11 protein-coding genes, 1 pseudogene and 1 riboswitch are annotated in these 12,500 nt (G+C 55.4%); of the genes and pseudogenes, 10 read left to right on the forward strand and 2 right to left on the reverse strand.

Features of this window, described 5'->3' with window-relative positions; genetic code table 11:
• Window positions 1–34 precede the first annotated feature (34 nt).
• Window positions 35–622 carry a Crp/Fnr family transcriptional regulator gene (locus tag CJ260_RS03425; protein WP_233127885.1) on the forward strand — a complete coding sequence of 196 codons (588 nt, stop codon included), beginning with the start codon at window positions 35–37 and terminating at the stop codon, window positions 620–622.
• Window positions 623–701: 79 nt separating this feature from the next.
• Here CJ260_RS03425 and CJ260_RS03430 read toward each other — a convergent pair whose 3' ends face one another.
• Both CJ260_RS03430 and CJ260_RS03435 read right to left on the reverse strand, forming a co-directional pair.
• Window positions 702–1,919, reverse strand: coding sequence for a bifunctional 3,4-dihydroxy-2-butanone-4-phosphate synthase/GTP cyclohydrolase II (locus tag CJ260_RS03430; RefSeq protein WP_087476789.1), 1,218 nt, complete (start codon window positions 1,917–1,919; stop codon window positions 702–704).
• 97 nt (window positions 1,920–2,016) lie between these two features.
• Window positions 2,017–2,148: riboswitch (FMN riboswitch) on the reverse strand.
• A gap of 74 nt (window positions 2,149–2,222) precedes the next feature.
• Window positions 2,223–3,625: pseudogene (locus CJ260_RS03435) on the reverse strand (FAD-binding oxidoreductase).
• A 164-nt stretch (window positions 3,626–3,789) separates the two neighbouring features.
• Between CJ260_RS03435 and CJ260_RS03440 the strand changes: the two are divergent.
• The 9 genes from CJ260_RS03440 to dusB all read left to right on the forward strand — a co-directional run bounded on the left by CJ260_RS03440 (window position 3,790) and on the right by dusB (window position 12,457).
• Window positions 3,790–4,116 (forward strand): septum formation initiator family protein, encoded by a 327-nt coding sequence (locus CJ260_RS03440; protein ID WP_095629177.1) that lies wholly within the window; start codon window positions 3,790–3,792, stop codon window positions 4,114–4,116.
• Window positions 4,117–4,239: 123 nt separating this feature from the next.
• Window positions 4,240–4,674 (forward strand): S1 domain-containing RNA-binding protein, encoded by a 435-nt coding sequence (locus CJ260_RS03445; RefSeq protein WP_087476792.1) that lies wholly within the window; start codon window positions 4,240–4,242, stop codon window positions 4,672–4,674.
• A 113-nt stretch (window positions 4,675–4,787) separates the two neighbouring features.
• Entirely contained in the window at window positions 4,788–5,714 is a 927-nt protein-coding gene (locus tag CJ260_RS03450; RefSeq protein ID WP_095629178.1) for a phosphatase, read from the forward strand.
• Window positions 5,711–6,715: a tRNA lysidine(34) synthetase TilS gene (gene tilS, locus CJ260_RS03455; protein WP_095629179.1), complete on the forward strand. Its 1,005-nt coding sequence runs from the start codon at window positions 5,711–5,713 to the stop codon at window positions 6,713–6,715. The genes CJ260_RS03450 and tilS overlap by 4 nt, the downstream gene beginning before the upstream one ends.
• 69 nt (window positions 6,716–6,784) lie before the next feature.
• On the forward strand, window positions 6,785–7,324 hold the full coding sequence (hpt, locus tag CJ260_RS03460; protein WP_095629180.1) for a hypoxanthine phosphoribosyltransferase: 540 nt from the start codon (window positions 6,785–6,787) through the stop codon (window positions 7,322–7,324).
• Between the two features lie 128 nt (window positions 7,325–7,452).
• Window positions 7,453–9,369, forward strand: coding sequence for an ATP-dependent zinc metalloprotease FtsH (ftsH, locus tag CJ260_RS03465; RefSeq protein ID WP_198643539.1), 1,917 nt, complete (start codon window positions 7,453–7,455; stop codon window positions 9,367–9,369).
• A 206-nt stretch (window positions 9,370–9,575) separates the two neighbouring features.
• A complete protein-coding gene (locus CJ260_RS03470; RefSeq protein WP_095629181.1) occupies window positions 9,576–10,544 on the forward strand; it encodes a biotin--[acetyl-CoA-carboxylase] ligase in 969 nt (322 codons plus the stop codon).
• A gap of 169 nt (window positions 10,545–10,713) precedes the next feature.
• Entirely contained in the window at window positions 10,714–11,478 is a 765-nt protein-coding gene (locus CJ260_RS03475; protein WP_087476798.1) for a type III pantothenate kinase, read from the forward strand.
• Window positions 11,462–12,457, forward strand: a complete 996-nt coding sequence (gene dusB / locus CJ260_RS03480; protein WP_095629182.1) for a tRNA dihydrouridine synthase DusB — start codon at window positions 11,462–11,464, stop codon at window positions 12,455–12,457. The genes CJ260_RS03475 and dusB overlap by 17 nt, the downstream gene beginning before the upstream one ends.
• Window positions 12,458–12,500: the final 43 nt, after the last annotated feature.

The raw sequence follows: 12,500 nt of genomic DNA on the forward strand, positions 1-12,500 counted from the left end.
CGGGACAGAAGATATTGGCAAACTACTGGATGCGATGGACATATATAAAAAGAAATACAAAAAAGGGAATTTTATTTTCTATGCAGGAGATACAATTGAGCAAATCGGCATTGTCTTATCCGGCACGGTGCACATCCTGCAGGAAGATTACTGGGGCAACCGCAACATCTTGTCCCAAGTTCGCCCCGGCAGTTTATTTGGCGAAGCCTTTGCGTGTCTTCCTGATGTAAAGTCGACAGTAGATGTTGCCGCCTTAGACGATACGGAAGTTATGTTCATCAACGTAAACAGCATTATTCATGCCGGCCAGGTCTTAACGAAAGCGCAGGAACGTGTGGCTTTGAATCTTCTGGCTATCATGGCACGGCGCAATATGCAGCTTACGCAGAAAATACGGTATATGTCACAACGGTCGACGCGGCAGAAGCTCATGTTCTATTTGTCGGAAGAAGCGCTGCGGCAGGAATCTTCGTCGTTTACACTGCCCTTTAACCGACAGCAGCTGGCCGATTTTCTCTCTGTCGACCGGAGCGCCATGTCGGCAGAGCTGAGCCGGATGAAAAAAGATGGGCTGATTGACTATTACAAAGATAAGTTTATTTTGAAAGAACCGCAGGTATAAGCCAAAAAGAGCAGCAGCAGACTTCTAATGGTTATTCAGAATCTGCATGCTGCTCTTTTTCTTAGATAATTACGCTGTATCAGCGCAGGTGGGGAAGAATATGTCCCATCTTATGCTTTTTCGTTTCCAAATAGAATTCGTCGAATTCCTGGGGTTTCATTTCAATCGGCACGCGTTCTACGATTTCTACGCCGAAGCCTTCAAGGCCGTAGATTTTTTCCGGGTTGTTCGTCAGCAGGCGCAGTTCTTTGGCTCCCAAATCCTGCAGAATCTGAGCGCCGATCCAATATTCGCGCAGGTCTGGCGCAAAGCCCAGCTTTTCATTGGCTTCTACGGTGTCATAGCCCTGTTCCTGAAGGACGTAGGCCTTCAGCTTGTTGATGAGGCCGATGCCCCGGCCTTCCTGGCGCATGTAGAGGAGAATGCCCCGGCCTTCGGCGTTGATCTGGGTCATGGCAGCGGCCAGCTGTTCGCCGCAGTCGCAGCGGCACGAGCCGAATACGTCGCCGGTCAGGCATTCGGAGTGGACGCGGCAGAGCAGGTTTTTACCGTCGCCGATGTCGCCTTTGACGAGGGCGACGTGGTGTTCGCCCGTCAGGTCGTTGACGTAGCCGTAAATTTTGAATTCGCCGAATTTCGTCGGCATCTTAGCGACGGCTTCGCGGACGACGTGCTTGTCGTGACGGCGGCAGTAGTTCTGCAGGTCGTGAATAGTGATGAATTTTAAATTGTACTTGTCGGCCAATTCCCACAGCTGCGGCGTCTGCATCATCGTGCCGTCGTCGGCCATGATTTCGCAGCACAGGCCGACTTGCTTCAGGCCGGCGAGGCGCATGAGGTCGACCGTCGCTTCCGTATGGCCGTTGCGGGCCAGGACTCCGCCGCGCTTGGCGATTAAGGGGAAGTTATGGCCGGGACGGCGGAAGTCTTCGGGACGGGCCGTTTCTTCCGTGCATTTGCGGGCCGTCAGAGCCCGTTCTACGGCGGAAATGCCCGTCGTCGTATCGACATGGTCGATGGAGACGGTGAAGGCCGTTTCGTGATTGTCCGTATTGTCGCTTACCATCGGCGGCAAACCGAGCTTGCGGGCGTATTCGATGCTCATGGGCATGCAGATGAGGCCCTTGCCGTGCGTTGCCATAAAGTTCATGTTTTCTGTCGTGCAGTACTGGGCGGCGCAGATAAAGTCGCCTTCATTTTCTCTATCCGGGTCGTCGGTGACGATGATGATGTGCCCGGCTTGCAATTCTTCGATTGCTTCTTCTACGGTATTGAATTTTCTGTTTTCCTTTGCCACAATAAAACCTCCTGAATATGATAAAGCCCTGACGGTCTGTCCAGCAGCGTCAGGGCTTTTTGGTCAACACAACACAAGCTGCGCGGCGGCAGCTCCATCGTATCTTCTTCCATCCAGACTATACTGTCGGTTTTGGAATCGCACCAAATCACGAGCACATGGCTCCTACGCCGTAGCGTTCGCGGACTATACCGCCGATCGGGAATTTCACCCTGCCCTGAAGATATATGACTACATGAATCATTATACACAGAATGGCTATCCTTGGCAAGAGCCGCCGCAGCCGGCCGGGCTGGGACAGGCCTATTCCATGTCGAATATTTTGCCCGGATTGAGGATATTGTTGGGGTCCAGGGCCTTTTTGATGGCTTTCATCATGGCCAGCTCGTCGGGATTGGTAAATTCTTCCATCAAGTGCTTGCGCTTAAAGCCGATGCCGTGCTCGCCCGATAAGCGGCCGCCGTGGGCGTAGATGAAGGCGTACAGCTCCTGCTGGTTTTGTTCGACCCGGCGGGCCCAGTCTTCGTAGGGCGTATCGTCGGGCTTTAAGATGTTGAGATGGATGTTGCCGTCGCCGGCGTGGCTGGCAATGCGGGTGATCAGGCCGTATTTGCCGGCCAGGCGGAGAATTTCCGCCAGCAGGAGCGGTTCCTGGTCGACGGGGACGACGACGTCTTCTTTGCTGACGATGAGACTTTCGGCGCGGACTGCCTCGGCAAAGGCCTTGCGGGCCTGCCAGATTTTATTGTGGTCGGCGACGAGGACCGACGACGCGCCGTGCTGCGTGCAGAGCTCGTCTAAGGCGACGGCCTTGTCGTCCAGGTCGTCGTCATTGATGCCTTCGACTTCGACGATGAGGTAATTTCCCGAATCACTGCCCTGCAGCTTTTCATGGAGATATTTTTCTACCGATCGGATCGTAATATTGTCCATGTATTCGACGCAGGTCGGGACGATGCCTTGCTTTAAAATGGCTCCGACGGTGCCGATGGCTTGTTCCGGCGAATCGAAAACAGCCAGCAGATCGAGGGCGTATTTTGGCTTCGGCAGGAGCTTGACTGTCGCCTTGGTGATGATGCCCAGCGTGCCTTCCGAGCCAATGACCAGCTGCTCGAGGCAGTAGCCTGTCGATTGCTTCTGCAGGCGTGCGCCGAGCTGGACGATGCGGCCCGTCGGATTGACGATTTCCACGTCGTATACCTGATGGCGCGTCGTACCGTATTTGACGGCCCGGTTGCCTCCGGCGTTGGTGGCGATATTGCCGCCGATAAAGCAGGAGTCGCCGCTGCAGGGGTCGCCGGCGTAGAACAGACCCTTGGCTTCGGCTGCGTCCTGCAGGTCCGACGTGCGGACGCCCGGCTCTACGACGGCATATAAGGCGTCTTCGTTAATTTCCAGAATGCGGTTCATCTTTTCCAGGGACAGGACGACGCCACCGTAAATGGGCACGGCGCCGCAGGCCAGGCCTGTGCCGGCCCGCGGGGCACGACGGGAAAATGATAGGCGTTGGCCAGCTGGACGACGGCGGCGACCTGCTCGGCCGTTTCGGCAAAGACGACGGCTTCGGGCATGTGGTGGTACGCCGGGTCGGTCACTTCGTCGTGGGAATAGGGCTGCATTTTATCCGGATCTGTCACGACGTTTTTAGGGCCGGCGACAGCTTCCAGTTTTTTTAAAATTTCAGGAGTAATCGGTGCATATCTCATGAGCAAAGACCTCTGTTTCTTCATAGTTTACGTTCTATTATATAATATCAGCGGCATTTGCGAAAGTGGGCCGTATTAAATCGAGAAAAAACTTTATCTTACGTGAAAATGAAGGTATACTTATAGCATGCGCATTGCAGCGCTTACGTTAAAGGAGCGGAATCATGACGGAAAAACGGGATGGACGGCTCCGACGTACCAGGACGGTGCGCCGGCGGCGTACGAAAAAAAAGAAGGGGATGACGCTGTACAAGGGCATCGTCCTTCTCATACTGCTGGTCGGCGGGGTCTTCCTGTGCCTGCGCATGTATCAGATGTGGCAGATTCATGAGGATATGGAGCGGACGCTGCAGCAGGAGCAGGCCTTGACGGAAGAAAACCAGCGGCTGAAGGACAGAAAAGAACAGCTGCTGTCCCCTGACGCCGTGGAAAAACAGGCGCGGGAACAGTTCGGACTGGCCGAGCCGGGAGAAATCCCCTACAGGCGCTGACGACGCGCTTTGCCTTGGGAATTTACATTATTTTGCGATTGAATTTTTTGCCGTTTATGAGTATAATAGCGTTATACGTGTTATCAGCAAAGCTGAAGCATACAAGGAGGAATATAAGGTAACATGACAATCGAAGTAGGCAGTGTATTGGAAGGCACCGTGACAGGGATTACAAAATTTGGCGCTTTTGTAGAGCTTCCTGACAAGAAGGTGGGCTTGGTCCACATTTCTGAAGTTGCTAATGAGTATGTAAAAGATGTGCACGATTTCTTGAAAGTTCAGGACAAAGTAAACGTCAAAGTTTTGTCTGTCGACGATAAGGGAAAAATCGGCCTGTCTATTAAACAGACCCAGCCGGCTCCGGAAAAGAAAGAGTTCCGTCCAAGACATGAATTCCGCCAGCACAACAATTTTGACTCGAATCGCCGCTCTTCTACATCGTTGTCTTTCGAGGACCGGCTTAGTAAATTCCTGAAGGAAAGTGACGAACGCCAGATGGATTTGAAACGCAATACCGAATCAAAACGCGGCGGCCGCGGCGCTCGCCGTGCCGATTGATTTCGTATATCGGTAATCATAAGGACGAATAAAGAGTATTCCTGTCTTGGAATGCTCTTTTTGTTTTACCGACTGGAAAAGGCTGTCCGAGTTTAGAACGAGGTACATGACAGATGAAGGATAAGGAATTTGCCGTTGTCGATATCGGCTCCAATTCCCTGCGCCTGATGACGGGGCGCTGGGAAGATGATCGCTGGAAGTTTTCGGCGAAAGAATTGGAAACGACGCGCCTCGGCTATCAGATAGAAGAGACAAGGCATTTATCGCCGGAAGGGATTGAGGCCTCCCTTGCGGCCATGGCCCGATGGCAGGCCCGGTTAGGATCCGTTCCCGTCTGTGCCGTCGCGACCAGCGCAGTGCGCGAAGCCGCAGACGGCCAAGCCTTTTTGGCGGAAATACGGGCCCGTTTTGGCTGGCACTGCCGCTGCATTTCCGGCCTGGAGGAAGCGGCTCTCAGCTTCTGCGGGGCGGCAGCCGGCGTTGAAGCCGGCAAGGAGGCCGTCGTCCTGGATATCGGCGGCGGCAGCAGCGAAGTGGCCGTCGGCCGGGACGGCGTCGTCGCCTGGTCCCATAGCTATCCCTTGGGCGCCGTGCGCCTGACGAAAAAAGCTCAGATGGAAGAAGGGGAATTGGCCGAGTTAGAAGCCTATTGCAGCCGGCAATGGCTGCCTGCGCCCATAGAACCATCGGCGTCCCTCATCGGCGTAGGCGGGACGCTGACGACGCTGGCGGCGATGGAGCTGGAAATGACGGAGTACGATCCGTCCCGCATCGAAGGCTGCGTCGTGCCGCTGGACCGCCTGTCCTATCACCTGGACAGATTGCGGCGTATGGGCCCCGAAGGCCGACGCCATGTGGCGGGGCTGCAGCCGAAGCGCAGCGACATCATCGTCGCCGGGCTGGCTGTCGCCCGCTCCTTTTTGCGGCGATACGGCTTTGACAGCATTCGCATCAGCGAAAGCGATTTGATGGAAGGCGTCTTTTTCCGCCATTCCTTCCACGATGCCGCTTGGCGCGGAGGCGGCGGGAGCGGCCTATGAACGTCGTTGAAACTGTAGAAGCATACTGCCGGCAGCATTCGCTGTTTCAGCCGGGAGAGACGATTCTGATCGCCTGTTCCGGCGGGCCCGACTCGCTGGCATTGCTGGATATATTAGCCAGGCTGCGGCCGGCCTATGATTTGCGCCTCGCCGTATGCTACGTCCATCACGGCATTCGGGAGGCCGCCGACGAGGAGGTCCCGTTTGTACGGCAGGAAGCGGAGAAGCGGGCCTGTCCCTTTATCTGCCGCCGGACAGACGTGCCGGCGCTGGCGGCGCAGGAACGCGCGTCGCTGGAAGCTGTCGGCAGGAGAGAGCGGTACCGCCTGCTTCGCGAAGAAAAGGACCGTCTGGGAGCCGCGGCGATTGCCGTAGCCCATCATCAGGACGATCAGGCGGAAACGGTGCTGCTGCACTTGCTGCGCGGCAGCGGACTGGCCGGATTGGGCGCGATGCGGCCGCAAGCCGGCGACGTCGTCCGCCCGCTCCTGGGCATAACGCGCGGAGAGATCGACGCCTATGTCAAAGAGCGGAATCTGACGCCCCGTCACGATGAAACGAACGACTCCGTCCAGTTTACGCGCAACCGCATCCGCCTGGAGCTGCTGCCGGCGTTGCGGCAGTACAATCCGTCCGTCGTCGGCGATTTAAACCGGCTGGCCCAGATTGCCCAGGCCGAAGACGACTGCATGGCTCAGTGGGCGAGCCGTCTGTACGAGGCTCACGTCAGGCCGTGCCCAGGCGGAGCCGGCGTAGAAAAGAAATGGTTTCTCAGCCAGCCCGCGGCGCTGCAGCGCCGCCTCGTGCGTCTGCTGTGCCGGAACGCGACGGGGACGGAGCGGGATATACCCTTTCATTACGTAGAAACGATACGGGAGCTGGCCTGCAAGGGCGCGGGCAAGCAGTTCCAGACGGGCCGCGTCACGGCCTATACGACGAAATCCGATTTGTGCGTCGTAGTGTCGCAGGGCATAAAGGGCCGGCGCAGAACGAAATCATGAAAAAGAAAGCATCGCAGGGAAGCCTGCGTCGTTATATATACTTTGTCATTCCGGGGGAGGATATACGATATGCATCAAGACGTAAAAGAAATATTATTTACAGAAGAACAAATACAGAAGCGAGTGCGGGAACTAGGCGCGCAGATAACAGCCGATTACGCCGGCAAGACGATCTTGCTGTGCGGCATTTTGAAAGGCGCCGTCGTGTTCTATACGGATTTGGCCCGCCAGATTCAGGTTCCCGTAAAATTTGATTTCATGAGCTGCTCCAGCTACGGCTCGTCGGCCACGTCGTCCGGCGCGGTTACGATTCGCAAGGACATGGACAACGATGTCGCCGGAAAGGATATTCTCATCGTTGAGGATATCATCGATACGGGCATTACGCTGAGCTATCTCGTGCCCTATTTGAAAGACCGCGGAGCCAATTCGGTTAAGCTGGCTACCTTGCTGAGCAAGCCGTCGCGCCGGAAGGTCGATATCCACGTCGACTACAACGGCTTTGAAATTCCCGACGCCTTCGTCGTCGGCTACGGCCTGGATTATGACAGCTCCTATCGGAATCTGCCCTATATCGGCATATTGAAGGAAGAAATATATACGAAATAAACATATACTATTACCGTCTTGTTTTGCAGGAAAAGCTGTTGTTGCATTGTCCGAAGTATGGTAATATAGATATTGTATTGGTTGCATGACATTACTTAATGATAGATTACTTTGAAAGGAGTAGTATCTTGAGCAAATTTGTGCGTAATGTAAGTTTATACTTACTGATTATCATCGTTGCCGTTTCTATCATCGATGCGTTTACGACAAATAAAGCTGATAAATCGGAAATTTCCTATACGAATTTCATGAATCAGGTTCAGCAGAAAAAGGTAGACGCAGTCCAGATTACGGACGACCACGCCATCGTCGGTCAGCTGAAGGACGGCACGTCTTTTACATCGTACGCCCCGACGGACGCGGCTATGATGCCGGCCCTGCGCGACGCGGAGGTCAACGTCATCGCCAAGCCGCCTGAACAGCCTTCGTGGTGGATGAGCCTGCTGAGCTCTATCCTGCCGATTTTGATTCTCATCGGCGTGTGGTTTTTCATCATGCAGCAGACCCAGGGCGGCGGCGGCCGGGTGATGAACTTCGGCAAGAGCCATGCGAAGATGCACGGTGAAGGAAAAATTAAAGTATCCTTTAAAGACGTTGCCGGTGAAGACGAAGCGAAAGAAGAATTGGCGGAAATCGTCGAATTTCTCCGCAATCCCGGCAAGTACAACAACATCGGAGCCAAGATTCCCAAGGGCGTGCTGCTCTTCGGGCCTCCGGGCACGGGGAAAACCCTGCTGGCCCGGGCCGTTGCCGGTGAAGCGGGCGTTCCCTTTTTCAGCATCAGCGGCTCTGACTTCGTAGAAATGTTCGTCGGTGTCGGCGCGTCCCGCGTGCGCGATCTTTTCTCCCAGGCTAAGAAAAACGCGCCGTGCATCGTCTTCATCGACGAAATCGACGCCGTAGGCCGCCAGCGCGGCGCAGGTCTCGGCGGCGGTCACGATGAACGCGAACAGACGCTGAACCAGCTGCTTGTAGAAATGGACGGCTTCGGCGCCAACGAGGGCATCATTACGATCGCCGCGACGAACCGTCCCGACATCCTTGACCCGGCGCTGCTGCGCCCCGGCCGTTTTGACCGGCAGATTACCGTCGACCGTCCGGACCTGCGGGGCCGCAGGGCTATCCTGGAAGTGCATGCCAAGGGCAAGCCTCTCGGCAAGGATGTCGATTTGGATATTATCGCTAAGAAGACGCCGGGCTTTACTGGCGCCGATTTAGGCAACCTGCTGAACGAAGCGGCTTTGTTGGCGGCTCGTGCCGATAAAAAAGTCATCAACATGGCCGAACTGGAAGAAGCCAGCGAAAAGGTATGCTTCGGCCCGGAACGGCGCAGCCATGTCATCAGCGACAAGGAAAAGCGCCTGACGGCCGTTCACGAATCGGGCCACGCCCTGATCGCCTACTTGCTGCAGCCCAATTCCGACCCGGTCCATAAGGTTACGATTATTCCCCGCGGCCGCGCCGGCGGCTATACGATGATGCTGCCGAATGAAGAACGATCCTATGAGACGAAATCGTATTATCTGGCGCAGATCCGCGTCGCCTTGGGCGGCCGGGCTGCCGAAGAAATCGTCTTCAACGAAATCAGCAGCGGCGCGTCGGGCGACTTGCAGAGCGTTACCCGCATCGTCCGCCAGATGATTACCCGCCTGGGCATGAGCTCCAAGCTGGGGCCGATGGTCTTCGGCGAACAGCAGGACCAGGTGTTCCTGGGCAAGAGCCTGGGCCACGACCGCAATTACGGCGAAGGCGTAGCCGAACTGATCGACAAGGAAATGCACGATATCGTTACCGAAGCCTATGCGGACGTACTGCGCATGCTGAAGGAAAACATCAAGGCTCTTCACAGCATGGCAGAAGCGCTGCTGGAAATCGAAACGATTAATCACGAACAGGTAGAAAATCTGATTAAATATGGTTCGCTGGAAGCGCCTAAGCCGGAAGGCGACGGCGAAAGCGCCGAAGGCGCCGAACCGGCGGAAGGGCAGAAGCCTCATGTAGAAGTCAGCCCGTGGGGCAATACCGTATCAGAAGACAAAAACTAAATGAAAAAGCTGCGGCACTGTCGCAGCTTTTTTATGTGACGGAGACAGTTTCTGGCAGATACATAAAATATGTAATGATTTATATTACTTTTTCTTGATATTGACAGGGATTTCTTTTATGCTACAATTTCTGTATGCCCAAAGATATAGGTATGTCAGCTATATCTATGGCGGCATCGTATCGTTAGTATTAGGAGTGAAAAAGCATGAGACAGGATATCCTGGATTATTTGATGGAGAATCAGGGGACTTTCGTATCCGGACAAAAAATTTCCGAATTATTTGGGATTTCCCGTACAGCCGTTTGGAAACATATCCGCGTCTTGAAACAGCGGGGATACGTCATTGAATCGTATACGAAAAAAGGCTATTGTTTGAAAGAAGCGCCGGAGCTGCTGCGGCCGGAGCAGATTGCCAACGGGCTGAAGACCGGCCTGTTTGGGAAAAAGATCGTGTATTTTGAAAAGGTGGACTCGACGAATACGGTGGCCAAACGCCTGGCCGACCAAGGGGCCGACGAAGGGACGATCGTCGTCGCCGAAGAGCAGACCGGCGGGAGAGGACGGCTCGATCGTTCTTTCATTTCACCCTTTGCCCAGGGGATTTGGTTTTCCCTTATTTTGCGGCCTACCTTTCCGCCTATGGAAGTTTCTAAGCTGACGCTGGTCGCTGCCGTGGCCCTGACCAAGGTGCTGCGCCGGGCCGGCCTCATCCACTGCGGCATCAAGTGGCCCAACGATATCCTGGTCGGCGACAAGAAGCTGGTCGGGATTTTGACGGAGCTGAACGCGTCCGTAGAAAAGATCAACTACGTCGTCATGGGCATCGGCATTAACACGGCCCTCGGCAAAAAAGCGCTGCCGCGGGAGCTGAAAAAGACCGTGACGAGCTTTGCCATAGAAAACGTGCCCGTACAGCGGGTGGAATTGCTGCAGGACGTGCTGCGTGAATTGGAACGATACTACGACGTGGCGGGCGAGCAGGGCTTCGCACCGATTTTGGAAGAATGGAAGGTATTGTCCTGCATGCTGGGACGGGATGTAGAAGTCTCGGCATCGGACCGGTCGTTTACGGGAAAGGCCGTGACGCTGGACGAAAACGGCAACCTGATGGTCGAGACGGCAAATGGCATGGAGCGGGTGCTGGCCGGCGACGTGCGGGTTCGCCCCGTCTGACCGGACGGCGGCAATCGAATAGGATAGAGCGGCATACGCAGTACAGAACGGGCTGCGCCATGCCGCTTTTTCTTCGGGAAAATAGACGGCAAGACCTATCCAAGGAAGAAAAACTTTGTTATTATAGTAACCGTATATTATTTCATTTAGGGCAGGGAGAGTACAGCGTATGTTATTAGTCATTGATGTAGGAAATACAAATATTGTTCTCGGTGTATTCAAGGGAAAGGAACTGCTGGACCATTGGCGCATTTCGACGAACAAGCTGCGCACGACGGACGAATACGGCGTGCTGATTCGCGACCTCTTTTACTTGAACGACGTGAATTCGGAAGATATCGATTCGATCATCATTTCGTCTGTCGTGCCGCCGGTGATGCCGACGCTGGAACGCATGTGCCAGCGCTACTTCGGCTTGGTGCCGCTCATCATCGGGCCGGGCGTGAAGACGGGCATGGATATTAAATACGACAATCCCCGCGAGGTAGGCGCCGACCGCATCGTCAATGCCGTGGCGGCTTACGCGAAATACGGCGGCCCGGTCATCATCATCGACTTCGGTACGGCTACGACCTTCTGCGCCGTCGATAAGAAGGGCAACTACCTCGGCGGCTCTATCTGCCCGGGCATCGGTATTTCGACGGACGCCCTGGTGCAGCGCACGGCCAAGCTGCCGCGTATTGAAATCCGCCGGACGGAAAAAGTCATTTGCCGCAATACGGTGGAAAGCATGCAGGCCGGCGTGTACTACGGCTACATCGGCCAGATCGAAGGCATTGTCAATCACATGCGCAGGGAATTGGGCGGCAACGCCAAGGTCGTCGCGACAGGCGGCTTTGCCGTCGTCCTTGCGCCGGAAACGAAGGCCATCGACGTCGTAGAACCGATGCTGACGTTGGAAGGACTGAGAATTATTTATGAACGAAATTGCTAAGCCCTTTGCCATCGGCCCGGTCCGGCTCGAACGGCCGGTCATCCTGGCGCCTATGGCCGGCGTATGCGATTTGCCGTACCGCGTCATTGCCCGCCGCTATGGCGCGGCTTTGGTCTGCACGGAAATGGTCAGCTCTCAGGGGATACGCTATAAAAACAAGCATACAGAAGAACTGCTGTATATCGACGAACGAGAGCATCCCCTGTCGATGCAGATATTCGGAGCCGATCCCATTGTCATGGCCCAGGCGGCGGTAGCCGTTGAACAAGCCGGCGCGGATATTGTCGATATCAATATGGGTTGTCCCGTAAAAAAAATCGTCAAAAACGGCGAAGGCTCTGCCCTGATGAAGGATTTGCCCAAGGCGGAGCAGGTCATCGCCGCCGTCGTAAAGGCCGTGTCAATTCCCGTCACCGTAAAAATGCGTACCGGATGGGATGACGATTCCTTTACAGCCGTCGAATTAGCCAAGCGGGCGGAAGCTGCCGGCGCGGCGGCTATTACCGTCCACGGCCGGACGCGGGAGCAGTTTTACAGCGGCCGCGCCGATTTGGACAAGATACGGCAGGTCGTAGAAGCCGTCTCTATCCCGGTCATCGGCAACGGCGACATCGTAGACGGCCCGTCGGCGGTACACATGTTTGAGGCGACGGGCTGCGCCGCCATCATGGTCGGCCGGGGCGCCCAGGGAAATCCGTGGATTTTCCCGCAGATATACCGCTATATGGATACGGGTGAAATCCTGCCGCCGCCGTCGCCGATGGAACGGTATGAGCAAATTCTGGAGCATTTTGAAGCCCTGCTGGCCTACAAGGGCGAATATATCGGCGTGCGGGAAATGCGGGCTCATGCTTCATGGTACACGAAGGGCATGTACGGCTCGGCGGCCCTGCGCGAACGCATCAATCGAGCCGACACGGCGCAGGCGTTCAGGGACTGCATCCATGGGATGATGGAAGAAGCGGCTGCGATGGAGTAGCACCGGGTGAGGGCGCTGCTGGCTTTTTGGTTGACATACATAA

The sequence above is a fragment of the Megasphaera sp. ASD88 genome, from assembly GCF_002287425.1.
Classification (GTDB): domain Bacteria; phylum Bacillota; class Negativicutes; order Veillonellales; family Megasphaeraceae; genus Megasphaera; species Megasphaera stantonii.